Source organism: Pseudomonas sp. B2021 (assembly GCF_018135665.1).
GTDB classification, from domain to species: Bacteria; Pseudomonadota; Gammaproteobacteria; order Pseudomonadales; family Pseudomonadaceae; genus Aquipseudomonas; species Aquipseudomonas lactis.
On sequence record NZ_SMOF01000001.1, the window covers coordinates 5,524,033 to 5,550,198 of the forward strand.

The 26,166-nt window shown below is 59.9% G+C and carries 22 protein-coding genes; 12 read left to right on the plus strand and 10 right to left on the minus strand.

The genetic code is table 11. The annotated features are described in order from the left end of the window. Positions 1-93: 93 nt before the first annotated feature. The 3 genes from trpC to E1K68_RS25025 are packed head-to-tail and all read right to left on the minus strand — an operon-like array spanning position 94 to position 2,579. Positions 94-930 (minus strand): indole-3-glycerol phosphate synthase TrpC, encoded by an 837-nt coding sequence (gene trpC, locus E1K68_RS25015; RefSeq protein WP_034133891.1) that lies wholly within the window; start codon positions 928-930, stop codon positions 94-96. Next, a complete protein-coding gene (gene trpD / locus E1K68_RS25020) occupies positions 927-1,976 on the minus strand; it encodes an anthranilate phosphoribosyltransferase (RefSeq protein ID WP_003194694.1) in 1,050 nt (349 codons plus the stop codon). The genes trpC and trpD overlap by 4 nt, the downstream gene beginning before the upstream one ends. A 9-nt stretch (positions 1,977-1,985) precedes the next feature. Further along, on the minus strand, positions 1,986-2,579 hold the full coding sequence (locus E1K68_RS25025; protein WP_003194696.1) for an aminodeoxychorismate/anthranilate synthase component II: 594 nt from the start codon (positions 2,577-2,579) through the stop codon (positions 1,986-1,988). 412 nt (positions 2,580-2,991) lie between these two features. Here E1K68_RS25025 and estP point away from each other — a divergent pair, with 412 nt between their 5' ends. Next, positions 2,992-4,914, plus strand: coding sequence for an esterase EstP (estP, locus tag E1K68_RS25030; RefSeq protein WP_212614778.1), 1,923 nt, complete (start codon positions 2,992-2,994; stop codon positions 4,912-4,914). A gap of 122 nt (positions 4,915-5,036) precedes the next feature. Here the strand turns inward: estP and trpE are convergent, their stop codons facing one another. From trpE to E1K68_RS25050, 4 genes are all read right to left on the minus strand, one after another. Beyond that, on the minus strand, positions 5,037-6,518 hold the full coding sequence (gene trpE / locus E1K68_RS25035; protein WP_034133894.1) for an anthranilate synthase component I: 1,482 nt from the start codon (positions 6,516-6,518) through the stop codon (positions 5,037-5,039). A gap of 69 nt (positions 6,519-6,587) precedes the next feature. Beyond that, the gene (locus tag E1K68_RS25040) at positions 6,588-7,406 is read right to left on the minus strand and encodes a phosphoglycolate phosphatase (protein WP_003194702.1); all 819 of its coding nucleotides are present in this window, start codon (positions 7,404-7,406) and stop codon (positions 6,588-6,590) included. Further along, positions 7,403-8,077: a ribulose-phosphate 3-epimerase gene (gene rpe / locus E1K68_RS25045; RefSeq protein WP_094773861.1), complete on the minus strand. Its 675-nt coding sequence runs from the start codon at positions 8,075-8,077 to the stop codon at positions 7,403-7,405. Before rpe ends, E1K68_RS25040 begins: the two co-directional genes overlap by 4 nt. An 84-nt stretch (positions 8,078-8,161) precedes the next feature. Then, complete coding sequence (locus tag E1K68_RS25050) at positions 8,162-9,310, minus strand: iron-containing alcohol dehydrogenase (RefSeq protein WP_003194705.1); 1,149 nt, start codon at positions 9,308-9,310, stop codon at positions 8,162-8,164. Between the two features lie 213 nt (positions 9,311-9,523). Here E1K68_RS25050 and E1K68_RS25055 point away from each other — a divergent pair, with 213 nt between their 5' ends. Then, positions 9,524-10,498 carry an alpha/beta hydrolase family protein gene (locus tag E1K68_RS25055; protein WP_003194707.1) on the plus strand — a complete coding sequence of 325 codons (975 nt, stop codon included), beginning with the start codon at positions 9,524-9,526 and terminating at the stop codon, positions 10,496-10,498. A 165-nt stretch (positions 10,499-10,663) separates the two neighbouring features. On the opposite strand, the gene E1K68_RS25060 is transcribed toward E1K68_RS25055, so the two are convergent. Genes E1K68_RS25060 through E1K68_RS25070 form a run of 3 tightly spaced genes read right to left on the minus strand, consistent with a single transcriptional unit; the run spans position 10,664 to position 13,129 of the window. After that, complete coding sequence (locus tag E1K68_RS25060) at positions 10,664-11,431, minus strand: TerB family tellurite resistance protein (RefSeq protein ID WP_034133895.1); 768 nt, start codon at positions 11,429-11,431, stop codon at positions 10,664-10,666. A gap of 1 nt (position 11,432) precedes the next feature. Next, on the minus strand, positions 11,433-12,107 hold the full coding sequence (gene murU, locus E1K68_RS25065; protein WP_212614779.1) for an N-acetylmuramate alpha-1-phosphate uridylyltransferase MurU: 675 nt from the start codon (positions 12,105-12,107) through the stop codon (positions 11,433-11,435). Then, positions 12,104-13,129, minus strand: a complete 1,026-nt coding sequence (locus tag E1K68_RS25070) for a phosphotransferase (RefSeq protein ID WP_003194714.1) — start codon at positions 13,127-13,129, stop codon at positions 12,104-12,106. Before E1K68_RS25070 ends, murU begins: the two co-directional genes overlap by 4 nt. A 130-nt stretch (positions 13,130-13,259) precedes the next feature. Between E1K68_RS25070 and E1K68_RS25075 the strand changes: the two genes are divergently transcribed. From E1K68_RS25075 to E1K68_RS25120, 10 genes are all read left to right on the plus strand, one after another. Beyond that, entirely contained in the window at positions 13,260-16,082 is a 2,823-nt protein-coding gene (locus tag E1K68_RS25075) for an LPS-assembly protein LptD (RefSeq protein ID WP_212614927.1), read from the plus strand. Continuing rightward, complete coding sequence (locus E1K68_RS25080) at positions 16,063-17,397, plus strand: peptidylprolyl isomerase (protein WP_136624693.1); 1,335 nt, start codon at positions 16,063-16,065, stop codon at positions 17,395-17,397. Before E1K68_RS25075 ends, E1K68_RS25080 begins: the two co-directional genes overlap by 20 nt. Beyond that, positions 17,394-18,383, plus strand: a complete 990-nt coding sequence (pdxA, locus tag E1K68_RS25085; RefSeq protein ID WP_212614780.1) for a 4-hydroxythreonine-4-phosphate dehydrogenase PdxA — start codon at positions 17,394-17,396, stop codon at positions 18,381-18,383. The genes E1K68_RS25080 and pdxA overlap by 4 nt, the downstream gene beginning before the upstream one ends. Next, positions 18,380-19,192: a 16S rRNA (adenine(1518)-N(6)/adenine(1519)-N(6))-dimethyltransferase RsmA gene (gene rsmA / locus E1K68_RS25090; protein ID WP_003194724.1), complete on the plus strand. Its 813-nt coding sequence runs from the start codon at positions 18,380-18,382 to the stop codon at positions 19,190-19,192. The genes pdxA and rsmA overlap by 4 nt, the downstream gene beginning before the upstream one ends. Positions 19,193-19,404: 212 nt before the next feature. Then, positions 19,405-19,785: a Co2+/Mg2+ efflux protein ApaG gene (gene apaG / locus E1K68_RS25095; protein ID WP_003194726.1), complete on the plus strand. Its 381-nt coding sequence runs from the start codon at positions 19,405-19,407 to the stop codon at positions 19,783-19,785. After that, positions 19,785-20,636, plus strand: coding sequence for a symmetrical bis(5'-nucleosyl)-tetraphosphatase (locus E1K68_RS25100; RefSeq protein WP_003194727.1), 852 nt, complete (start codon positions 19,785-19,787; stop codon positions 20,634-20,636). Before apaG ends, E1K68_RS25100 begins: the two co-directional genes overlap by 1 nt. 9 nt (positions 20,637-20,645) lie before the next feature. Next, the gene (gene glpE, locus E1K68_RS25105) at positions 20,646-20,975 is read left to right on the plus strand and encodes a thiosulfate sulfurtransferase GlpE (RefSeq protein ID WP_034133901.1); all 330 of its coding nucleotides are present in this window, start codon (positions 20,646-20,648) and stop codon (positions 20,973-20,975) included. A gap of 285 nt (positions 20,976-21,260) precedes the next feature. Beyond that, positions 21,261-23,183, plus strand: a complete 1,923-nt coding sequence (locus tag E1K68_RS25110) for a PrkA family serine protein kinase (RefSeq protein ID WP_003194732.1) — start codon at positions 21,261-21,263, stop codon at positions 23,181-23,183. A 113-nt stretch (positions 23,184-23,296) separates the two neighbouring features. Further along, a complete protein-coding gene (locus tag E1K68_RS25115) occupies positions 23,297-24,568 on the plus strand; it encodes a YeaH/YhbH family protein (protein WP_003194735.1) in 1,272 nt (423 codons plus the stop codon). Then, positions 24,565-26,130: a SpoVR family protein gene (locus E1K68_RS25120; protein ID WP_003194736.1), complete on the plus strand. Its 1,566-nt coding sequence runs from the start codon at positions 24,565-24,567 to the stop codon at positions 26,128-26,130. Before E1K68_RS25115 ends, E1K68_RS25120 begins: the two co-directional genes overlap by 4 nt. Positions 26,131-26,166 lie beyond the last annotated feature (36 nt).

Genomic DNA, 26,166 nt, shown 5'->3' on the forward strand with positions numbered 1-26,166 from the left:
GCCTGCGATAGCGGTGTGTCAGCTACACAGAGATTGGCTGACCCGCCGCTATCGCAGGCAAGCCAGCTCCCACAGTTTCGAGCGTATTTCAAATCAATCCAACGTCGAACCGCTGATCGTCGTACCGCGCTCCGGGAAGAACAAACGCTGCAACTCCGCCCCCGGGTTCTCGGCGCGCATAAAGGTCTCGCCTACCAGGAACGAGTACACGCCGCTGATTTCCATCAACTCCACATCGGCGCGGTTGACGATGCCACTTTCGGTAATCACCAGACGATCGCGAGGGATACGCGGCAGCAGGTCGAGGGTGGTTTCCAGACTGACGTCGAAGGTATGCAGGTTACGGTTGTTGACGCCCACCAGCGGAGTATCGAGGGTCTTCAATGCGCGCTCCAGCTCGTCGCCGTTGTGCACTTCAACCAACACATCCAGGCCGACGCTTTTGGCCACGGCCGCCAGCTCGGCCATCTTCACGTCATCCAGCGCGGAAACGATCAGCAGCACACAGTCAGCGCCCAGGGCACGCGCTTCAACGATCTGGTACGGGTCAACCATGAAATCCTTGCGGATCACCGGCAACTTGCACGCAGCGCGCGCCTGTTGCAGGAACAGGTCGGAACCCTGGAAGTAGTCAATATCGGTCAGCACAGACAGGCAGGTCGCCCCACCCTTCTCATAACTGGCGGCGATTTCAGCAGGTACAAAGTGTTCGCGAATCACCCCTTTGCTCGGCGAAGCCTTTTTGACCTCGGCGATCACGGCCGGCTGCTTGAGCTTGGCCTGAGCGATCAAGGCATTGGCAAAGCCGCGTGGCGCCTCGGCGCTTTTCGCCTGCGCTTCCAACTCGGCCAGGCTCACACGGGCGCGGCGCTCGGCCACTTCTTCAGCCTTGCGGGCCAGGATCTTTTCCAGAACGGTTGGCACACTCATCCTTCATTCTCCATCTTGAATACGGCGGTGAATGCTCCCAGCTCTTCGAGCTTCTCACGAGCCAGGCCGGTGTGCAGCGCATCGTGGGCCAAGGCAACACCTTCCTTGAGACTATAGGCATGGTCGGCGGCATAAAGGGCTGCGCCAGCATTGAGCACAATCATTTCCGCAGCTTTCTGACCGTTTTCGGTCTTGCGACGCCCCAGGGCATCACGAATCAGCTCCAACGAAGCCGCCGGGCTTTCCACCGCCAGGCCGTGCAGGCTCTGGCTTTTCATACCCAGGTCTTCGGGCTCGACCCAATATTCGGTGACCTCGTCGTTCTTGAGCTCCGCCACAAAGGTCGGCGCCGCCAGGCTGAATTCGTCGAGGCCATCCTTGGAATGCACCACCAGCACATGCTTGCTGCCCAAGCGCTGCAAGACTTCGGCCAACGGCCGGCACAGCGCCTGGCTGAACACACCCACCACTTGGTGCTTCACACCGGCCGGATTCGTAAGCGGGCCGAGCATGTTGAACAGGGTACGCAGGCCAAGGTCCTTGCGCGGGCCGGCAGCGTGCTTCATCGCGCCGTGATGGGACTGGGCAAACATGAAGCCAATGCCAACGCTGTCAATGCAGCGCGCTACTTGCACCGGCGTGAGGTTCAGGTAAATACCGGCCGCTTCCAGCAAGTCGGCACTGCCGCTCTTGCCAGACACTGCCCGGTTACCGTGCTTGGCGACGGTGCAACCAGCGGCGGCCACCACGAAGGATGAGGCGGTCGACACGTTGAAAATATTCGCACCGTCACCGCCAGTACCCACCACATCGACCACGCCGTCGAGGGTCTTGAGTTCGACCTTGTCCGCCAGCTCACGCATCACCGACACCGCACCGACGATTTCGTCGATGCTTTCGCTCTTCATGCGCATCGCCATCATAAAAGCGCCGATCTGAGCATCGGTGCATTGACCGGTCATGATCTCGCGCATCACATCGCTCATTTCCGCGGTGCTCAGGTCCAGATGGCCGACGATACGGCTCAGGGCAGTCTTGATATCCATGAAAAGTCCTTAGCGCGTGCCGCCGCTCTGCTTGAGAAAGTTGGCGAACAGCTCGTAGCCCTGCTCGGTCAGGATTGATTCAGGGTGAAATTGCACCCCTTCGATGTTCAGTGTCTTGTGGCGCAGGCCCATGATCTCGTCGACCGAGCCGTCTTCCAATTGGGTCCAGGCGGTCAGCTCCAGGCATTCGGGCAAGGTTTCACGCTTGACCACCAGTGAGTGGTAACGGGTCACGGTCACCGGCAGGTTCAGGCCATGGAACACACCCAGGTCGCGATGGAACACCGGGCTGGTCTTGCCGTGCATAACCTCGCGCGCGCGCACCACATCACCGCCAAACGCCTGGCCGATCGACTGGTGCCCCAGGCAGACGCCCAGGATCGGCAGTTTGCCGGCGAAGTACTGGATAGCTTCCAGAGAGATGCCCGCCTCGGTGGGCGTGCACGGGCCAGGTGAGACGACGATGCGCTCGGGGTTCAACGCGGCGATTTCGGCAACGCTGAGTTCATCGTTGCGCACCACCTTGACCTCGGCACCCAGCTCGCCCAGGTACTGCACAACGTTGTAGGTAAAGGAGTCGTAGTTATCAATCATCAGCAACATGTGGGTTCAAACCTCTTGAATTCACTGATTTCAAATGACCGCCTTCCAAGCGTGTGACCCGCTGCCAGACGCACGTTCCGGTTGCCAGGGTGAGTTGGCAAGGGGCGTCAGACAACGGGTGAAGAAGGCAAATCGGTACAGGTCCGGCCAGGCCGGCAGAGAAAAATGTCAGGCGCGCCAACGCCAACGGGCGTGTGCCTTGACTACTCGCATCAAGAGTTTGCTGATGATCAACACGGGGAGGGTCTCATTCATACGTTCAGGCACAGTAACGTAGGCTCGCCAGCGGTGCAATATGGAGCCGCAAATACGGGGATGCAACGTAGGCAGATTCCGGATTTCCCTACAGAAAATGCCAGAAATTTTGCTAGTGTTTCACTTCCGACATAAAAACAACCCAATGGAATCTTGCATGCTCAGACCAGCGTTTTTCGCGCCCCTTGCCGGCTGCCTCCTGTCATTGGCCTGCGCCCAGGCGTTCGCAGCCCCGTCACCTTATTCAACCATGGTGGTTTTCGGCGACAGCCTGGCGGATGCAGGCCAGTTCCCCGACGGTTCGGCCGGCGCCACATTGCGCTTTACCAACCGCACCGGGCCGACCTTCCAGGGTGAGTACGGCCTAGTCTCATCGACCCTGCTGGGCGCGAAACTGGGCGTCGCCCCCAACGACCTGAATGCCTCCACCTCACCGGTCCGCGCAGCCCAGGGTTTGCCAGACGGAAACAACTGGGCAGTGGGTGGCTACCGTACCGACAACATCCTCGACTCTATTACCTCAGTCTCTGATGCTGCGATTCCCCCAGGCAACCCCGGGGCCGGCACTGTGTTGCGCAGCCGGCAGGGCTATCTGCCGGCCAATGGTGGGAGAGCCGACCCGAACGCGCTCTACTTCCTTTCCGGTGGTGGCAACGACTTCCTGCAAGGCCGGGTCCTCAGCCCCGCTCAAGCGGTCGCCGCCGGTGGCAGGCTGGCGGACAGCGCCCAGGCTCTGCAACAAGCCGGCGCTCGTTACATCATGGTATGGATGCTACCCGACCTGGGGCTGACGCCGGCCATCAACGGCACCCCACAGCAAGCAGCGACCTCGGCCCTGAGCACTATTTTCAACCAGTCCCTGGTACAGCGCCTGTCACAAGTGGATGCGCAGGTTATCCCGCTGAACATCCCGCTGTTGTTGAACGAGGCTTTCGCCGATCCGGCCCGCTTCGGCCTCGCCACCGGGCAGAACCTGACCGGCACCTGCTTCAGCGGTAACAGTTGCACCGCCAACCCAACCTATGGCATCGGCGGCACCAACCCGGACCCAACCAAGCTGATCTACAACGACTCGGTCCACCCTACCGTGGCCGGGCAACGCTTGATTGCCGACTACGCCTATTCGCTACTCGCCGCGCCGTGGGAACTGACCTTGCTGCCGGAAATGGCCCAAGGCACATTGCGGGCGCATCAAGACGAGTTGCGCAACCAATGGCAAGCAGACAACGGCAGTTGGCAAGCCGTCGGCCAATGGCGCGCCATAGTGGCCGGTGGCGGCCAACGCCTGGATTTCGATGATCAGAGCAGCTCGGCCAGTGGCGACGGCAGCGGCTACAACCTGAATATCGGTGGCAGCTACCGGCTCGATGAGAGCTGGCGCGTGGGTGTTGCCGCCGGCCTGTATCGGCAGACACTCGAAGCCGGTGCCAATGATTCGGACTACAAGCTCAACAGCTATATGGGCACGGCATTCGCTCAGTATCAGCAGAACCACTGGTGGGCCGATGCCGCATTGACCGGCGGCAAGCTGGACTTTGACAGCCTCAAACGCAAGTTTGCCCTGGGTGTCAGCGAAGGCTCGGAGAAAGGTGACACCGATGGCTGGCTCTGGGCCCTGAGCGGCCGCGTGGGGTATGACATCGCCGCACCGGGCAGCGACTGGCACCTGTCGCCATTCATCAGCGCCGATTACGCGCGGGTTGAAGTCAATGGCTACTCGGAAAAAAGCAGCCGCTCCACCGCTCTGACCTTTGATGATCAACAACGCGACTCCAAGCGCCTGGGCGTCGGCCTGCAAGGCAGTTACCGCATCACGCCGCAAACCCAGGTCTTTGGCGAAGTGGCCCACGAGCATGAGTTTGAAAATGACACCCAGAAGGTGAACATTTCGCTCAACAGCGTGCAGGGGATCGACTTCAAACTGGACGGGTATACGCCTCGCAGTAACTCTGACCGCTTGAGCCTGGGTGTCAGCCACAAGCTGACTCAGGACCTGGCGTTGCGGGCGGCGTATAACGTGAGGAGGGATGACAACTTGACCCAGCAAGGCATCAATGTCGGAGTCAGTCTGGATTTCTAAATACTGCGCAAAATAAATGTGGGAGCTGGCTTGCCTGCGATAGCGGTGGATCAGTCACTGAATAGCTCAAGTGACACACCGCCATCGCGGGCAAGCCCGCTCCCACATTTTTTATTCCAGCTTTAGTCTTGTGGGGTTTGCTCTGCCAACGCCACGGCACGGAACATCGCCCGGCGCTTGTTCAGGGTTTCTTCCCATTCAAGGGCCGGCACCGAGTCCGCCACAATCCCGCCACCGGCCTGCACATGCAGTTCGCCATCCTTGATCACCGCCGTGCGGATCGCAATGGCGGTGTCCATATTGCCGTTCCAGGCGAAATACCCGACGGCGCCACCATAGACACCACGCTTGACCGGCTCCAGCTCGTCGATGATTTCCATCGCACGGATCTTCGGCGCCCCCGACAAGGTGCCCGCCGGCAAAATCGCCCGCAGGGCGTCCATCGCCGTCAGCCCGGCTTTCAGTTCGCCGGTGACGTTGGACACGATATGCATCACATTGGAATACCGCTCGATGACCATCTTCTCAGTCAGTTTCACCGAGCCGATTTCCGAGACACGCCCGGTGTCGTTGCGCCCCAGGTCGATCAACATCAGGTGTTCGGCGATTTCCTTTTCGTCGCTGAGCAGGTCTTCTTCCAGCGCCACGTCGGCCTCTTCAGTCGCGCCACGGGGGCGCGTGCCGGCAATCGGGCGCACGGTGATCAGGTTGTCTTCAACCCGCACCAGCACTTCCGGCGAACTGCCCACGACGTGGAAGTCGCCAAAATTGAAGAAGTACATATACGGCGTCGGGTTGAAGCAACGCAGTGCGCGGTACAGGTCAATCGGCGCCGCCTTGAAGTCGATGGACATGCGTTGCGACGGCACCACTTGCATGCAGTCACCGGCGAGGATGTATTCCTTGATGGTATCGACGGCGCGCTCGTAGTCATCCTGGGTAAAGCTTGAGCGGAACACCGGGTCGGCCGCCGGGGGGCGGCTGAGGTCCAGGCCGCGACGCGGGGTGATCGGCTGGCGGAGTTTTTCCAGCAGCGCTTCCAGGTTGGCCTGGCCTTGTTCGAAGGCATCAGCCTGGGCAGGATCGGCGAGGACAATCGCATGCATCTTGCCGGCGAGGTTGTCGAACACCACTACCGCGTCGGACACCATCAGCAAAATATCCGGCACGCCCAGCGGGTCCGGGTTCGGGCATTTGCCCAGGCGCTTCTCTACATAGCGCACGCAGTCATAGCCGAAGTATCCCACCAGCCCGCCATTGAAACGCGGCAGGCCAGCAATGGTCGGCACGTTGTAGCGCGCCTTGAAGGCTTCGACAAACGCCAGCGGGTCTTCTACGTCATGGCTTTCGATCTCTACGCCGTCATGAGTGATGCTCACATGATGGTCGTGTACCCGCAGCACCGTGCGGCATGGCAGGCCAATGATCGAGTAACGGCCCCACTTCTCCCCGCCCTGTACCGACTCGAGCAGGTAAGAGTTGGGCTCGTCGGCCAGCTTCAGGTAGATCGACAGCGGCGTGTCGAAGTCGGCCAGGGTTTCGCAAGCCATGGGGATACGGTTATAGCCGGCAGCGGCTAAACGCAGGAATTTTTCGCGGGTCATGAGGTGCCTCGTGGTGTGAGGGTCAAACAGTCAGGTAGGCAAACGTGCCGCACACGCGGCCAGGATCAGTCAGGCGCGCCAACGCCAGCGGGCCAGGGCCTTGATGACTTTCATCCAGAGTTTGCGAGTGACCACCACGATGGAATTTCCAGAAGGGGACGAATCAATATCGGGCAACGTTATCTCAGCGCCAGCGCCCAAGCAACCGGGGATTAGCAGTCGCAGGTCATCAATCACCAGCGCAGGGGACTCCTCCGCAATCGGCCGGCCATGGTTGTAACCATAACTCAAGGCCACGCACTGCACGCCCGCCGCTTTCGCCGCCAGCACATCACTGCGCGAATCGCCGACAAACAGCGATTGAGACGCCGGGATATTGGCCATTTTCATCACGAAAAACAGGGCCGCCGGGTCGGGCTTTTTCTGCGGCAAGGTATCGCCGCCGATGATCCAGCGGAAGTAGCGACCGATTTTCATCTGGTCCAACAACGGCGCAACGAAGCGCTCCGGCTTGTTGGTGATCAGGGCCATTTCCACGCCCTGCTTGCTCAACCACTTGAGGGTGTCGCGCACGCCGGGGTAAACCACGGTCAGCTCGTGGCTGCTTTCATAAGCGGCATTGAACAGTTCCAAGGCATGTTCTGCCTCGACCTCATCCACACCCGTGGCATCGATGTTGTTGGCCAAGGCCCGGCGCACCAACATCGGGGCGCCATTGCCAACCCATTCGCGCACCGACTCGATCCCCGCCGGCTTGCGCCCCAGCTTGAGCAGCATCTGGTCCACCGCGGCTGCCAGGTCGGGCACCGAGTCGATCAAGGTACCGTCCAGATCGAACATCACCAGCCGTGGCAATTTGCCGGGGAACAACTGCTCAAAACCGCTCATGGACGCGCCAGCGCCAGTTCGGCACGCATCTTGTCGATGACGGTCTGGTAGTCCGGGGCGTTGAAGATCGCCGAGCCGGCCACGAAAGTATCGGCACCCGCTGCGGCGATCTCACGGATATTGTTGACGTTGACCCCGCCGTCGATCTCCAGGCGGATGTCACGCCCCGACGCGTCGATCAGCGCACGTGCCTCACGCAGCTTGTTCAAGGTGCCAGGGATGAACTTCTGCCCGCCGAAACCTGGGTTGACGCTCATCAGCAAGACCATGTCGACCTTGTCCATCACGTACTCAAGCACGCTAAGCGGCGTGGCCGGGTTGAATACCAGGCCTGCCTTGCAGCCGCCTTCGCGGATCAGTTGCAAGGTGCGGTCAACGTGCAACGTGGCTTCCGGGTGGAAGGTGATGTAAGTCGCACCCGCCTCGATGAAGTCACCGACGATACGGTCCACGGGGCTGACCATCAGGTGCGCATCAATCGGCGCGGTGATGCCGTACTTGCGCAATGCGGCGCACACCATCGGGCCGATGGTCAGGTTGGGTACGTAGTGGTTGTCCATGACATCGAAGTGCACGAAGTCGGCACCAGCGGCCAACACCTTGTCCACTTCCTCACCCAGGCGGGCGAAGTCGGCAGAGAGAATCGATGGAGCAATGACGAAGGGCTGCATGACGCACCTTTTTTGAGCTAAATCACGATGGCGCGCATTGTATACCTCATGCTTTGCTGCGCGCACCGTGACCTATCTCAACGGTTAGTAAGCTGCCCGGTAGATTTTTTCGATATCGGCGGCACTGAGCTTGCGCGGGTTGTTGCGCATCAAGCGCTCAATACCTGCGGCTTCACTGGCCATGGCCGGGATGGCGTCCTCGGGCACGCCGAAACTGCGCAGGCCGGACGGGATCTCCACCGCCGCACACAGCCGCGTCATCGCCGCTACAGCCTGGTCGGCAGCGTCATTCACACTCAGACCGGCGATATTGACGCCCATGGCCTGGGCAATGTCCTGCATGCGCTCCACGCAGGCCAATTTGTTCCAATGCATGACATACGGCAGCAACAGCGCATTACTGACGCCATGGGCAATATTGAAGCGCCCACCCAACGGGTACGCCAGCGCATGCACGGCACCGACGCCCGCGTTGCCAAAGGCCATGCCGGCCATCAAGCTGGCGGTGGCCATGTCGTCACGGGCTTGCAGGTTGGCCGGGTTGGCGTAGGCCTTGGGCAACGCGCTGGCAATCAATTTGATCGCACCGATAGCCAAGGCGTCGGTAATCGGCGAAGCATTCAGCGACAGGTAGGATTCGATGGCGTGCACCAAGGCGTCCACGCCACTGGCGGCCGTGACACCGCGTGGGCAGGTCAAGGTCATTTGCGGGCTGATCAGCGCGACATCCGGCAGCAGGTAATCGCTGACAATGCCTTTTTTCAGCTGTGCCGCCTTGTCGGACAGTATCGCCACATTGGTCACCTCCGAGCCGGTGCCCGCCGTGGTGGGGATGGCGATCAACGGCGGGCCTTTGCGCGGCACCTGATCAACGCCGAACAGGTCCGCCAGCGCGCCGTGATAACCGGCATAGGCCGCCACGCTCTTGGCGATGTCGATAGCACTGCCGCCGCCCACACCGATCAGGCCGTCATGCCCGCCTTCGCGGTACGCACGCATGCAGTCTTCGACGATGGCAATTTCCGGATCGGGCAGCACGCGGTCGAAAATTTCGTAGGCTCGATCACCCAGATGCTCCAAGGCCAGCGCTACGGTGCCGGACTGGACCAGCGCGGCGTCGGTGACGATCAGCGGGTTATCCACATCCAGGCGCGTGAGCTCGGCAGCCAGTTGTTCGATGGCACCTGCGCCGGTCAGCAGTTTGTGGGCGATCTTAAATGAGGATGTACTCATGTGCGCGGCCTCTTATGAAGGGTGGGCTGGCACAAGAATAGCTGCCCCTGGCGTGTTGTCTGCCATTCATTGGTTGAATGGTCGCGCCGCGCCCATCAAGGCAGCTAACAAACCGCCGATAGCCTGTTGGTAACGAGAACCGCCCCTCATCCCCCTGACAAATACCGACCAACCCATTAGGCTGCTGGAATCACTTCTGGCCGGGAATCAACGATGCTTTTTATTCACCGTTCGGCACTGCCAGCACTGTGCCTGTCACTCCTGTTTACCAGCGTCTTGCCTGTTCAGGCCGAGGATGCACCCTCGCCTGCCGTCGAAAAACCGGCTGAACGCCAGCCCTTGCCCGAGCGTAGCCAGCAAGAAGCCAGTGCGCTCGAACGGCAGGTGCCGCAGCAGGAGCAACAGCAATTGCAGGCGGGTAGCGATTCGTTCCTGGCGCTGTGGAAACCTGCCAACAGCGCCGAAGCCGAGGGTGTGGTGATCCTCATACCAGGTGCTGGGGAGAACGCGGACTGGCCGCAGGCCATCGCGCCTCTGCGGCGCAAGTTGCCTGACGCCGCCTGGGGCACCCTCAGCCTGTCATTGCCTGACGTCAATGTAGACACCCTGCCGCCACGGGTCATCGAACCGCCGACAGCGGCGGTCGATACCAGCAGCAAGGAAGGCAGCACCGCTGCCAAGCCGGTCGAACAGGCCGCCAGCGCCGAGGCCGAAGGCACTGACCCGGCGGTGGTGCCGGGGGCGGATGAGCAGGACAAGACCGACGCCAAGCGCATCTTCGACCGTATCGACGCCGCCGTCGCCTTCGCCCAGACCCAAAGCGCCCGCAGCGTGGTGTTGCTCGGCCATGGCACCGGCGCCTGGTGGGCAGCCCGCTACCTGAGCGAGAAACAACCTTCTCAAGTGCAGAGGTTGGTGATGGTAGCCGGCAAGACGCCTGCGGCTCGCCAACCGGACCTGCAACAACTGGCGCCGGCCTTGAAGGTGCCCACAGCGGATGTGTTCTATCAAGAGGGCGCTCAGGATCGCAAAAACGCTCAGGAACGACTTCAGACGGCCAAGCGCTCGAAGAATGACGGCTATAAGCAGGTGTCGCTCACAGCGTTGCCCGGTAATAGCGCCGCGCAGCAAGAGCAGTTGTACCGCAGGGTTCGCGGGTGGTTGAGCCCGCAGGGCGGCGCAGACTGACAGGGCAACATCGCTTTCTGTAGGAGCGAGCTCGCTCGCGAAAAACGTCAACGATAATGCGTGCGTCCTGAATAAACGCGGTGCCTGGGAGTTTTTCGCGAGCAAGCTCGCTCCTACAGGGTATTAGGGCTTGCCCCTTCCACAGGGAGTTGAATGGCGATGGCCTCAGCGAAAATCCCGCCGCTCGCGAATCAACGCATAGGCGTTATGCAATTCACGGGTTCGTTCGGTCGCCTCCCGCACTTGCGCGGGGCTGGCACCCGTGCCGGCGATCTTGTCCGGATGGTGGCGGCTGAGCAGTCGACGGTAGGCGCGCTTGATCACCGAAGGTTCAGTGGTTGCCGTCACCCCCAGGATACGCAACGCCTCCTGATAGGCACCGCCACGATTGGCCACCGGCTTGCGCTCCGGCGCGTAATCGCTCGCCAATGCCTGTAGCTGTTGCGGCGTCCAGCCCAACCACTTGCCCCACTGGTCGATCAGGTCGCGCTCGGCAGCATCCGCTCGACCGTCCGCCCACGCCATGCGCCAACAGGCGCGCAGCACGCCTTCCGCCGCATGGGGCTGCGCCTTGAGCACCCGCAGGTAACTGCGTACCCGGTCGCTGCCGGACTTGCCACGGTTGAAGGCGCTGATCGCGCGGCGCTGGGCCGGCTCAGTCATGTCCAGTGCACGCATTTCCTGGCGCGCTTGCTGGATATGCCCATCGACTACCCGGCCGTTACTCTTGGCCAAGCGCCCCAGCAGCACAAACAACAGTTCATCGTTGCGCAAGGCCGGGCGCCCACCCAGGCGCTCACGTAACTGCGCCCAGCTGTGCAGTTGCAAACGGCGGTCCAGCGCCTGCCCCAGCAATGCCCCCAACAAAGCCCCCGGAATACTGGCAATGGCAAAGCCAACCCCGGCGCCGATCAGCGTCCCTGGCCACAACATCCTACTGCCCCGCTATCAGCAAGGTTTCGACCTGCGCCAGTCGCTCCAGCGTCCCCACATCCACCCAGCGTCCTGCCATGTGCTCCCCCGTTACCAAACCTTTGGCCATGGCCGCGCGCAACAGCGGGGCCAACTTGAAGGCACCGGCGCTGCAACCCGCGAACAATTTAGGGTCGAGCACTGAAATGCCACTGAAGGTCAGGTTATCGGCACCGGGCGCGGCATCATGAAGCACACCGTGATCCAGGTAGAAATCCCCGCCCGACGGGTGGTGTGCAGGGTTGTCGACCATCACCAAGTGCGCCAGGCCCCGGATCGGCTGCTTGAGCTGGGTGAACTCGTAGTCTGTCCAGATATCGCCATTGACCACCAGAAATGGTTCGTCGCCCAACAGCGGCAACGCCTGGAATATCCCACCCCCCGTTTCCAGCGGTTCACCCTCTGGGGAGTAGCGGATGCGCAGACCAAACTGGGCGCCGTCGCCCAAGTAGTTTTCAATCTGCTGGCCTAGCCATGCATGGTTGATCACGATCTCGGTAAAGCCGGCCTTAGCCAAGGCTTCAAGGTGATACTCGATCAGCCGCTTGCCGCCGGCTTGCACCAGCGGCTTGGGCGTATGCAGGGTGAGCGGACGCATGCGTTCGCCCTTCCCCGCCGCCAGGATCATCGCCTTCATACGCTGGCCTCGGCAGGTTCGCGCAGACTGGCGAGTAACTCGCCCAGGTCACTCAACTCAGGTCGGTCGGCCAGCACCGCTTCTATATAAGCAAAGAAACGCGGCACGTCGGCCAGGTAGCGTGGCTTGCCGTCGCGGTGGCAGATACGCGAAAAGATGCCGATGACCTTGAGGTGACGCTGCACGCCCATCAGGTCGCTGGCACGCAGAAACTCTTCAAAGTCGTCCTGCACGGGAATCCCCAACTGCCCGGCGCGCTGCCAATAGCCACGCTGCCATTCGCGCACGCGGGCCTGGGGCCAACTGAGGAAGGCGTCCTTGAACAGGCAGGTAATGTCGTAGGTCACCGGGCCGTAGACCGCGTCCTGGAAATCCAGCACGCCAGGGCTCGGCTCACTGATCATCAGGTTGCGCGGCATGTAGTCGCGGTGCACCAGCACCTTGGGCTGGGCCAGGGCGCTGTCGATCAACTGCTGGCTGGCGCGTTGCCAGAGGGCCTGTTGCTCAGCATCGAGGTCGATGCCCAGGTGACGGCGCACGTACCATTCCGGGAACAATTCCAGCTCGCGACGCAATAACGCCACGTCGTAGCTGGGCAATGGGGCATCCATCGGCAATTGCTGAAAAGCCAACAACGCGTCGATGGCATCGGCAAATAATTGGTCGGCGTTTTCACCGTCAATCACGTCCAGATAGGTTTTTGTGCCCAGGTCATTGAGCAAAAGAAAGCCTCGGGGCAAATCTTCTGCATAAATTTTTGGCACATTTATTCCCGATTTCGCGAGCAAATGCGCGATATCGACGAAAGGTTTGCAGTTTTCCTGGGGGGGTGGCGCGTCCATGACGACGAACGTATGGGCACCGCCCTCCCATCGGAAGTAACGCCTGAAACTCGCGTCGCTGCTGGCCGCGGTCAATGTGGCCGGGGGCACGGGGCCCCAGTCCTGAGCGTTGAAGAGGATCGGCAACTGCTCATCCAGCCAGACTTCCAGCTGTTGTAAACGTAGATCGTGCTCGGGCATTACAAGGGTCTCCGACGGCGCTAGCCGTCAAGCGGGGCATGCTTTATTATCACGCATCTTTTTCAGACCATCGAGAGGCGTGCGGCCCAAACCGCGGGCAGATGGCACGCAGGAAGCCCGGACTAATAAGATGGCATTGAAATCCCCCGCGTTTCGTAGAAAATTTCCGTTGCTGGTAACCGGCAGTCTGCTGGCCTTGCAACCTTTCGCCACCTCATTCGTGGTCGCCGCGGAACAGTATGACTGCTCAGTCTCTGCTTCGGGTGCCTGGGATTGCGCGCCGAAGACGGCCGCCGCCCCATTGCCACCGCGCCCGGTGCATGACGGCGCTGCCGTCAGCTCGGCCAACAGCACGCCGCAAGGCAAAGCTGGCGGCAGCGTCGACGCCGAGCCCAAGACCATGCTGGTCACCGAGTCCAAGGGCCGTGGCCTGCGTTCGCGCAGTGCCGACTACAGCCACCTGGACTGGGTACCTCGCGACAAGCTGACCGCAGCACAGTTGGCCGAAACCGGCCCTTACTGCGGCGGCGCCTACATCGAGCCGACTCGTCCTGGCATGAACGACAAGACGAACAAGAGCGATGCACCGACCTTCATCGGCGCCAAGGCCTCGCGTTACGAGCAGGAGCAGCAGGTCGCTACCCTGGCCGGTGACGTGGTCATGCGCCAAGGCAGCATGCAACTGGAAGCGGACGAAGCCAGCCTGTACCAGGCTGAGAACCGTGGCGAACTAAATGGCAAGGTGCGCCTGCGCGACAACGGCGCCCTGATCGTGGGCGACCATGCCCAGGTCCAGCTCGACACCGGCGCCGCCCAGATCGACAACGCCGAATACGTGATGCACAAGTCACGCATCCGCGGTAACGCGCTGTACGCCAAGCGTGCAGAGAACGCGATCATCCGTCTCAAGGACGGTACGTACACCACCTGCGAGCCGGACAGCAACGCCTGGCAGCTCAAGGGCAACAACATCACGTTGAACCCGGCCACTGGTTTCGGTACGGCGACCAACGCGACGTTGCGGGTCAAGAACATCCCGATCCTGTACACCCCGTATATCTACTTCCCGATCGACGACCGTCGCCAATCCGGCTTCCTGCCGCCGAGCTTCAGCACCGGTGGGGAAACTGGCTTTACGCTGGTAACGCCGTACTACTTCAACTTGGCACCGAACTACGATGCCACGTTGTACCCGCAGTACATGACCAAGCGCGGCATGTTGATGGAGGGCGAATTCCGCTATCTGACCAAGTCGAGTGAAGGGCAGTTTGGTGGGGCGTACCTCAACGACGACAATGACGAGCGGAAGAAGCAGACCGATTACGAAAAAACCCGCTATATGCTCAATTGGCAGCATAAGGGCGGGTTGGATTCGCGTCTGACGACCCAGGTCGATTACACCAAGATCAGCGATCCGTTCTACTTCCAGGATTTGAAGTCGTACCAGGAAGGTGTTGAAAGCCAGGACTTCCTGAACCAGCAGGGTTCTGTGAGTTACCGTGGCGATAGCTATCAGGCTCGTCTGAACTTGCAGTCGTACCAGTTGGCGACGATTTCCCAGATCACTCCGTATGATCGACTACCGCAGATTACCTTCAATGGTCAGCTGCCGTATCATCCGGGCGGGCTGAATTTCGCGTATGAAACAGAAGCTGTAAGGTTTGATCGCGATCTCAGAAGCGGCAGAGTTTTTGGTGAAGATGGCGGCCCACCCGGCGGCGATCTGCGCCTGGATGAATACGTAAACGGCCTAACCCGCGCAAACGGCACTCGCCTTAACGTGGCGCCGAGCGTCGAATATCCGATGAACTGGACCTATGGTTTCATAACGCCAAAACTGAAATACGTTTACACCAAGTACGACCTTGATCTTGACAGTAAAGGCAAGAACGATATCGTCGCGGCACAAGCAGCGGCTGTGGCCAGTGGCAGCAAGTATGCAGGCGGCACGTTTAATAGCTCTCAGGATCGGGCAATTCCAATTGCCAGCATCGACAGCGGCCTGTACTTCGACCGGAAGACCAATTGGTTCGGCAAAGACTATAACCAGACTCTTGAGCCCCGCGCGTACTACCTCTATGTGCCGAATAAAGACCAGGGCGATATTCCGGTATTCGACACAAGCGAGTACTCGTTCAGCTACGCTTCTCTATTCCGTGACAACCGCTTTAGTGGCACAGACCGGATCGGCGACGAGAACAAGCTTTCTCTCGGAGTAACCAGCCGGTGGATTGAAGAGAATGGTTTCGAACGCCAACGCGTTTCCGTCGGCCAAGCGCTGTTCTTCAAGGATCGCGAGGTTCAACTGCCAGGAATTCTGGCCGCCGACCGAGATGATGCTCGTACAGACGTCTCGCCAATCGCGCTTGAATATGAATTCCGCTTCAACCGCGACTGGCGCGCCACAGCTGACTACAACTGGGACACCGAAAGCCACGCCCCACGTTCCGGCAGCGCGATGTTCCACTACCAGCCTGAAGACAACCCTAACAAGGTCGTCAACCTTGGCTATCGCTACCGCAACGACCAAGTGGTCTACAACCAGCTGACCGGCAAATGGCAGTTCGGTGGGGACTACGGCACACCAGGTCAAGAGAACTACGTGAAGGATTACTACAAAATCCAACAACACGACTTCTCGATGATGTGGCCGATCATTCCGCAGTGGAACCTGATCACTCGCTGGCAGTATGACTATGCCCGCAACCGTACCCTGGAAGCCTTTGGTGGCTTCGAGTACGACAACTGCTGCTGGAAACTGCGCGTCATCAACCGTTACTGGGTTTCCAACGACGAATATACCCAGATCGCCCCCCTTAACGAAAAGGGTGACCACGGGCTCTTCTTCCAGATCGTCCTCAAAGGACTCGGCGGCCTGACCGGCGCCAAGGTAGAGAGCTTCCTCGACAAAGGCATTGAAGGTTATCGTGAACGTGAAGACAAAGCTTTCTGAGTGTTTGCGCCCGCTAGTGCTGGGCGCGCTGTTCCTGGGTACTGTTTCGGCACACGCCGCAGTTCAACAGCTGGATAAAGTAGCGGCCATCGTCGACAACGACGTGATCATGCAGAGCCAGCTGGACCAGCGGGTCAAGGAAGTTCAGCAGACCATCGCCAAACGTGGCGGTGGGGTGCCACCGACTAGCGTCCTGGAATCTCAGGTACTGGAACGCCTGATCGTCGAAAACCTGCAACTGCAGATTGGCGAACGTTCTGGCATCCGTATTTCGGACGAGGAACTGAACCAGGCTGTTGGCACCATTGCTCAACGCAACAACATGAGCATTGATCAGTTCCGCGCAGCCCTGGCCCACGATGGCCTGTCCTATGAGGACGCCCGTGACCAGATCAAGCGCGAAATGATCATCAGCCGTGTGCGCCAGCGCCGTGTGGCCGAACGGGTTCAGGTGTCCGAGCAGGAAGTGAAGAACTTCCTGGCTTCGGACCTGGGCAAGATGCAGCTTTCCGAAGAGTTGCACTTGGCCAATATCCTGATTCCAACCCCGGACGGAGCCAACTCTGAGCAGCTCAATGCCGCCGCCGCTAAAACCCAGGCGATCTACGAGCGCCTGAAAGCGGGTGCAGATTTTGCCCAGATGGCCATTGCTCAATCCGGCAGCGATAACGCCCTCGAAGGCGGTGACATGGGCTGGCGTAAAGCGGCTCAATTGCCACCTCCGTTTGATCGCGAATTGAGCGCCATGGAAGTCGGCGGCATTACCCAGCCAGCCCGCACCCCGGGTGGTTTCATCATCCTCAAGCTACTGGAACGTCGCGGCGGCGAAACCTCGTTGAAAGACGAAGTTCATGTTCGTCACATCCTGGTCAAACCGAGCGAAATCCGCACCGAAGCACAAACCAAGGAACTGGCCCAGAAGATCTATGACCGCATTGAAAGCGGTGAAGACTTCGCCACCCTGGCTAAAAGCTTCTCGGAAGACCCAGGCTCTGCCCTTAACGGCGGCGACCTGAACTGGATCGACCCGAGGGCACTGGTGCCCGAGTTCCAGCAGGTCATGGCCGACACGCCACAAGGTGTATTGTCCAAGCCGTTCAAGACCCAATACGGTTGGCATGTCCTGGAAGTCCTTGGCCGTCGCGCCACTGACAACACCACCCAGGCGCGCGAGCAGCAAGCCCTGACCGTGTTGCGTAACCGCAAATACGACGAAGAGCTGCAAACCTGGCTGCGTCAGATCCGTGACGAAGCTTATGTAGAGAACAAGCTGCCAGGCGCCGAGCAAACAGGCACCGACCAGGCAACCCAGTGAAACCCCAGTGTTTCGCGGTGACACCCGGCGAGCCGGCCGGCATTGGTCCAGACCTGTGCCTGCTGCTCGCCTCGCAACCCCAGCCACACCCCCTGATTGCCATTACCAGCCGCGACCTGCTCCTCGAGCGGGCCGCGCAGCTGGGTGTGACCGTCAACCTGCTGGACGTGGGGCCAGGCAACTGGCCCGACCTGCCGGCCCCCGCCGGCAGCCTGTATGTGTGGGACACCCCGCTGCAAGCCAAAGTGGTTGCCGGGCAGTTGAATACGGCCAACGCGGCATTTGTGCTGGAGACGTTGACCCGTGCGGGCCAAGGCTGCATCGACGGCGACTTCGCCGGCATGATCACCGCACCGGTGCACAAAGGCGTGATCAACGAATCCGGCATCGCCTTTTCCGGCCATACCGAATTCCTCGCCGAACTGACCCATACCGCTCAAGTGGTGATGATGCTCGCCACCCGTGGCCTGCGCGTGGCCCTGGTGACCACCCACTTGCCGCTGCGTGAAATTGCCGACGCCATCACTGCCGAACGTGTGGAGCGTGTCACGCGCATCCTGCACAGCGACCTGCAACACAAATTCGGCATTGCCCAACCGCGTATCCTGGTCTGTGGGCTCAACCCCCACGCCGGTGAAGGCGGCCACTTGGGCCATGAAGAAATCGACATCATTGAACCGACATTAGAGCGCCTGCGCCAAGAAGGCATGGACCTACGCGGCCCATTGCCTGCAGACACTCTGTTCACCCCCAAATATCTGGAGCACTGCGATGCAGTGCTGGCGATGTACCACGACCAGGGGCTGCCCGTGCTGAAATACAAAGGCTTCGGCGCCGCAGTCAACGTGACACTGGGCCTGCCGATCATCCGCACCTCCGTCGACCATGGCACCGCCCTGGACCTCGCAGGCAGCGGCAAGATCGATACCGGCAGCCTGCACGTGGCCCTGGAAACCGCCTATCAGATGGCCGAGACCCGTATATGACTGAGCATTACCAACACCGGGCGCGCAAGCGCTTCGGGCAAAACTTCCTGCACGACGCTGGCGTGATCGATCGCATCCTGCGCTCCATTCATGCCAAGCCTGAAGACCGCCTGCTGGAAATCGGTCCGGGCCAGGGCGCGCTGACCCAAGGCTTGCTGGCCAGCGGTGGGCAACTGGACGTGGTGGAACTGGACAAGGACTTGATCCCGATCCTCAACCAGCAGTTCGCTGGCAAAGCCAACTTCAACCTGCACCAGGGCGACGCGCTGAAGTTCGACTTCAATAGCCTTAACGCCGCGCCTAACAGCCTGCGGGTAGTCGGCAACCTGCCCTACAACATTTCCACGCCGCTGATTTTCCATCTGCTGAATAACGCAGGGATCATTCGCGACATGCACTTCATGCTGCAAAAGGAAGTGGTGGAGCGCCTGGCCGCGGGCCCTGGCGGTGGTGACTGGGGCCGCTTGTCGATCATGGTCCAGTATCACTGCCGCGTAGAGCACCTGTTCAACGTCGGCCCGGGCGCGTTCAACCCGCCGCCGAAGGTTGATTCGGCCATCGTGCGCCTGGTGCCGCATGCCGTGCTGCCGCACCCGGCCAAGGATCACAAACTGCTGGAGCGCGTTGTGCGTGAAGCCTTCAACCAGCGCCGCAAGACCTTGCGTAACACCCTCAAGGCCCTGCTGAGCAATGCCGAGATCGAAGCCGCCGGCGTCGACGGCGGCCTGCGCCCCGAGCAACTGGACCTGGCCGCGTTCGTGCGCCTAGCTGACCAGCTTGCCATCCAGCCAGCGCCAACAGCGGAATAAGGTTCAACACCCTCCAATCTGGGAGCGGGCTTGCTCGCGAATGCGGTGTGTCAGTCAACATTTTCGTCAACTGATACACCGCATTCGCGAGCAACCCCGCTCCCACAGGTTTAACCGCGTTTCAAGAGCCCAGACAGCATGTCTGGCCTAGTGCCCTCCTCTTGGCCTAGACTGACCCGCATCTGCTGTCCTTCGCTTTTAAGGCCTCTTGCATGTCCGATCCTCGTTATCAGATCGACGTCAGCGTCGTCACCCGCTTCCTGGCGGACCAATCGCAACCCGAACATAACCGCTTCGCCTTTGCCTACACCATTACAGTGAAGAACAACGGGCTGGTGCCGGCCAAGCTGCTGTCGCGCCACTGGGTCATCACCGATGGCGACGGCCAGGTCGAGGAAGTGCGCGGGGCAGGCGTTGTCGGCCAGCAGCCGTTGATCGACAGCGGCGCCAGCCACACTTATAGCAGCGGCACGGTGATGACCTCCAAGGTCGGCACCATGCAAGGCTCGTATCAGATGAAGGCCACCGACGGCCAACTGTTCGATGCAATCATCAAGCCCTTCCGCCTGGCCGTGCCCGGAGCCCTGCACTGATGGCGACGTACGCGGTCGGCGATCTGCAAGGCTGCCTGGACCCTCTCAAGCGCCTGCTGGAGCGCGCAGCCTTCGACCCGGCAAATGATCGCTTGTGGTTGGTGGGCGACCTGGTCAACCGCGGCCCACAGTCCCTGGAAACCCTGCGCTACCTCTATAGCCTGCGTGATTCTTTGGTATGCGTGCTGGGCAACCATGACCTGCACTTGCTTGCGGCCGGCAACAACATCGAGCGCCTCAAAAAAGGCGACACCCTGCGGGAAATCCTCGACGCCCCGGACCGCGCTCAACTGCTCGACTGGCTGCGCCGGCAAAAACTCATGCACTATGACGAGGACCGCAACATGGCCTTGGTGCATGCCGGTATCCCGCCGCAGTGGACGCTGAAAAAAGCCCTCAAGTGCGCCGCCGAAGTTGAAAGTGCGTTGGCCGATGACAACCTGTACACCGCTTACCTCGACGGCATGTACGGCAACGATCCGGTGAAGTGGGACAACGACCTCACGGGCGTGGCCCGCCTGCGAGTCATCACCAACTACTTCACGCGGATGCGCTTCTGTACGGCCGAAGGCAAACTGGACCTCAAGAGCAAGGAAGGCGCCGACACCGCCCTCCCCGGCTACAAGCCCTGGTTCGCCCACAAGGAACGCAAGACCCGTGACACAAAGATCATCTTTGGCCACTGGGCCGCGCTGGAAGGCAAGTGCGATGAACCCGGCGTGTTCGCCCTCGACACCGGTTGCGTGTGGGGTGGCGCCATGACCCTGATGAACATCGACACGGGCGAGCGCCTCGACTGCCAGTGCCAATCCCCCCTTTCCATTACCCAGCCGGCCGCCACCAAGCCATAGGAGCCCGCCATGACCGAATTCAAACGTATCCCCCCCGAACAAGCCCAGGCCCTGCGCGAGCAAGGTGCTGTAGTCGTCGACATCCGCGACCAGCCTACTTATGCCGCCGCTCACATCACCGGCGCCCAGCACTTGGACAACGTCAACATCGCCGACTTCATCCGCGCAGCCGACCTCGATGCCCCGCTGATCGTGGCCTGCTACCACGGTAATTCCAGCCAGAGCGCTGCCGCGTATCTGGTCAGCCAGGGTTTCTGCGACGTCTATAGCCTGGACGGCGGGTTTGAGCTGTGGCGTGCGACCTTTCCCGCGGAAATTTCTTCAGGCGATTCGCAATAATTTTTTTCACACCCCGCTACCCCGCGTGACGCTTGGGCTTGCGCCGTTTCTGACGAACGGCGCAGCCAAACTAATTACGCATCGCGCCTTGACCTCCCGGATTCCGAACTATCCTTAAGCGCAGGCCATCCGAATCAGGGGAGAGCCGGTACACCGGCGTACGGGTCATCGGTAGCGTTTCAGGGTGTTCTGGGGGGAAAACAGCCATTGGCGTGCGTCAATGGCTGCCAGCATCGACTGATTGATCCGGCGTCGGCTCCACGTATCGAGCGAGGTGACGACGTCATGAGTATTTTTAGCCACTTCCAACAACGCTTCGCGTCCACACAGCAGGAAGAACTCACGCTTCAGGAGTATCTCGAGCTGTGCAAACAGGACCGCAGCACCTACGCTTCTGCCGCCGAACGCCTGCTACTGGCGATTGGCGAGCCAGAACTGGTGGAAACCGCCAATAATTCGCGCCTGTCGCGGATATTTTCCAACAAGGTGATCCGCCGCTATCCGGCCTTTGAAGACTTCCATGGGATGGAAGAATGCATCGACCAGATCGTTTCCTACTTCCGCCATGCCGCCCAAGGCCTGGAAGAGAAGAAGCAGATCCTCTATCTGCTCGGCCCGGTCGGCGGCGGCAAGTCGTCCCTGGCGGAAAAGCTCAAGCAATTGATCGAGAAGGTGCCCTTCTATGCGATCAAGGGCTCGCCCGTCTTCGAGTCGCCCCTGGGCCTGTTCAACGCCACGGAAGATGGCGCGATCCTGGAGGAAGACTTTGGCATACCGCGGCGCTACCTCAACACCATCATGTCGCCCTGGGCCACCAAGCGCCTGGCCGAGTTCGGTGGTGATATCAGCCAGTTCCGCGTGGTGAAACTCTACCCGTCGATCCTCAACCAGATCGGCGTAGCCAAGACCGAACCGGGCGATGAAAACAACCAGGACATTTCAGCGCTGGTGGGCAAGGTCGATATCCGCAAACTGGAAGAATTCCCACAAAACGATGCCGATGCCTACAGTTACTCGGGCGCACTGTGCCGGGCCAACCAGGGCCTGATGGAGTTCGTGGAGATGTTCAAGGCACCGATCAAGGTGCTGCACCCACTGCTCACCGCTACCCAGGAAGGTAACTACAACAGTACCGAAGGCCTGGGGGCGATTCCATTTACCGGGATCCTGCTAGCCCACTCCAACGAATCGGAATGGCATACCTTCCGTAACAACAAGAACAACGAAGCCTTCATCGACCGTATCTATATCGTCAAGGTGCCGTACTGCTTGCGGGTCAGCGACGAAATCAAGATTTACGACAAACTGCTGTTCAACAGCTCCCTGGCCAAGGCCCATTGCGCGCCCGACACCCTGAAGATGCTTGCCCAGTTCACCGTGCTGTCGCGCCTCAAGGAGCCGGAAAACTCGAACATCTATTCGAAGATGCGCGTCTACGACGGCGAAAACCTCAAGGACACCGACCCCAAGGCCAAGTCGATCCAGGAGTACCGTGACACAGCCGGTGTGGACGAGGGCATGAATGGCCTGTCGACCCGCTTTGCGTTCAAGATCCTGTCCAAGGTCTTCAACTTCGACCCCCACGAAATTGCCGCCAACCCGGTGCACTTGCTCTATGTGCTGGAACAGCAGATTGAACAGGAGCAGTTCCAGGCCGAAACCCGTGAGCGCTACCTGCGCTTTCTCAAGGAATACCTGGCGCCGCGCTACATCGAGTTTATCGGCAAGGAAATCCAGACCGCTTACCTGGAGTCTTACAGCGAGTACGGCCAGAACATCTTCGACCGCTACGTGCTGTACGCCGATTTCTGGATTCAGGACCAGGAATACCGCGACCCGGAAACCGGCGAAATCCTCAACCGAGTTGCCCTCAACGAAGAATTGGAAAAGATCGAGAAACCCGCTGGCATCAGCAATCCGAAGGATTTCCGCAACGAAATCGTCAACTTCGTACTGCGGGCCCGTGCCAACAACAACGGCAAGAACCCCACCTGGCTCAGCTACGAGAAGCTGCGGGTGGTCATCGAGAAGAAAATGTTCTCCAACACCGAGGACCTGCTGCCCGTCATCAGCTTCAACGCCAAGGCCAGCAAGGAGGATCAACAAAAACACAACGACTTCGTCACACGCATGGTCGAGCGAGGCTACACCGACAAACAGGTACGGCTGCTCTCCGAGTGGTACCTGCGGGTTCGCAAATCACAGTAAGGCAGCGGCAAGCGCACACTGCCAGGCATCCGGCCTGGCAGTTGACCGCTTGTCTCTAAGCTTCCAGCTCGCGGCTTGAAGCTTGTAACGTGAAGCTGCCCGGAGGGCTCCCCATGAGCTATGTGATCGACCGACGCCTCAATGGCAAGAACAAAAGCACGGTAAACCGCCAGCGTTTCCTGCGGCGTTACCGTGACCACATCAAAAAGGCGGTAGAAGAGGCCGTCAGCCGCCGTTCCATCACCGACATGGAGCATGGCGAACAAATCAGTATTCCCGGCCGGGACATCGACGAACCGGTGCTTCACCATGGTCGCGGCGGCAAACAGACCGTCGTGCACCCCGGAAACAAGGAATTTACCACCGGCGAACATATCCAGCGCCCACAAGGCGGTGGCGGTGGCAAAGGCCCGGGCAAAGCCGGCAACTCTGGCGAAGGCATGGACGAATTCGTCTTCCAGATCACCCAGGAAGAATTCCTCGAATTCATGTTCGAAGACCTGGAACTGCCCAACCTGGTCAAGCGCAACCTCACCGGCACCGACACCTTCAAGACCGTACGCGCAGGGATCAGCAACGAGGGCAACCCTTCGCGCATCAACATCATCCGTACCCTGCGCTCAGCCCATGCACGGCGCATCGCCCTGTCGGGCAGCAGCCGCGCCAAACTCAAGCAGGCCAAGGAAGAGTTGGCACGTTTGAAGCGTGAAGAACCGGACAACTTCGGCGATATCCAGGAAATCGAGGCAGAAATCGAAAAACTCAGCGCGCGCATTCACCGCGTGCCGTTCCTCGATACCTTTGACTTGAAGTACAACCTGCTGGTCAAGCAACCCAACCCCAGCTCCAAGGCGGTGATGTTCTGCCTGATGGACGTTTCCGGCTCCATGACCCAGGCCACCAAGGACATCGCCAAGCGTTTCTTTATCCTGCTGTACCTGTTCCTGAAACGGAACTACGACAAGATCGACGTAGTATTCATCCGCCATCACACCAGCGCCCGAGAAGTGGACGAAGAGGAGTTTTTCTACTCGCGGGAAACCGGCGGCACCATCGTTTCCAGTGCACTGAAGCTGATGCAGGAGATCATGGCTGAGCGCTACCCCGCCAACGAGTGGAACATCTACGCCGCCCAAGCTTCCGACGGCGATAACTGGAACGACGACTCGCCGATCTGCCGGGACATTTTGATCAACCAGATCATGCCGTTCGTGCAGTACTACACTTACGTCGAAATCACCCCCCGTGAGCACCAGGCCCTGTGGTTCGAATACGAGCGCATCGGCGAAGCCTTTGCCGACACGTTCGCCCAGCAGCAACTGGTCTCGGCCGGCGATATCTACCCGGTCTTCCGTGAACTCTTCCAGCGCAGGTTAGTGACATGACCGCCAAAAAAGAGAACAAGCGCCAACCCATTTCCACTGGCTCCGAGTGGACCTTCGAACTGATCCAGGCCTATGACCGGGAAATCAGCCGTATCGCGGCGGGTTATGCCCTGGACACCTACCCCAACCAGATAGAAGTCATCACCGCTGAACAGATGATGGATGCCTATGCCTCGGTGGGCATGCCGCTGGGCTATCACCATTGGTCCTACGGGAAACACTTCCTCAGTACCGAGAAGTCCTACACACGCGGCCAGATGGGCCTGGCCTACGAGATCGTGATCAACTCCGACCCGTGCATCGCGTACCTGATGGAAGAAAACACCATCTGCATGCAGGCGCTGGTAGTGGCCCATGCCTGCTATGGGCATAACAGTTTCTTCAAGGGCAACTACTTGTTTCGCACCTGGACCGATGCCAGTTCGATCATTGATTACCTGGTGTTCGCCAAGCAATACATCATGCAGTGCGAGGAGCGCCACGGTATCGATGCGGTGGAAGACCTGTTGGACTCCTGCCATGCGCTGATGAATTACGGGGTCGATCGCTATAAGCGCCCCTATCCTATTTCCGCCGAAGAGGAGCGCCTGCGCCAGAAGGAACGCGAGGAGCACTTGCAGAAACAGATCAACGACCTGTGGCGCACCATCCCCAAGCGCGCCGACAAGAACAGCGACAAAGACAATGCACGCTTCCCCGCCGAACCGCAGGAAAACATCCTGTATTTCCTGGAAAAGCATGCCCCGCTGCTGGAACCCTGGCAGCGCGAAATCGTGCGCATCGTACGCAAGATCGCGCAATACTTTTATCCACAGCGCCAAACCCAGGTGATGAACGAAGGCTGGGCTACCTTCTGGCATTACACCCTGATGAACGACCTGTACGACGAAGGCCTGGTCACGGACGGCTTTATGATGGAGTTCCTCACGTCCCACACCAGCGTGGTCTTCCAACCAGGCTTCGACAGCCCGTATTACAACGGCATCAACCCCTATGCGCTGGGTTTTGCCATGTACCGCGATATTCGCCGTATGTGCGAGCACCCCACAGAGGAAGACCGCCGCTGGTTCCCGGAAATCGCCGGCAGCGACTGGCTATCGACCATCAAGTTCGCCATGAGCAGCTTCAAGGATGAGAGTTTTATCCTGCAGTACCTGTCGCCCCAGGTGATTCGCGACCTCAAGCTGTTCAGCATCCTGGACGACGACCTCAAGGATGACCTGGTGGTGCCTGCCATCCACGACGAACCCGGCTACCGCATCATTCGCGAAACCCTGGCCGCGCAATACAACCTGGGTAACCGCGAGCCTAACGTGCAGATCTACAGCATCGACGTGCGTGGAGACCGTTCGCTGACCTTGCGTCACCAGCAGCACGACCGCAAACCCTTGGGCGAATCCACTGAGGAAGTGCTCAAGCACCTGCATCGGCTCTGGGGTTTTGATATTCATCTGGAAACCCTGCAGGGCGACCAGGTGATGAAAACCCACCATGTGCCACCCCGCAGCGATCATAACGACAACGACTACGGCCGCCTGGACATGGCCGTCGTTCACCTCTGAAACAGCAAAGCCTCCATTGGCCAGGCTCAGGCGTTA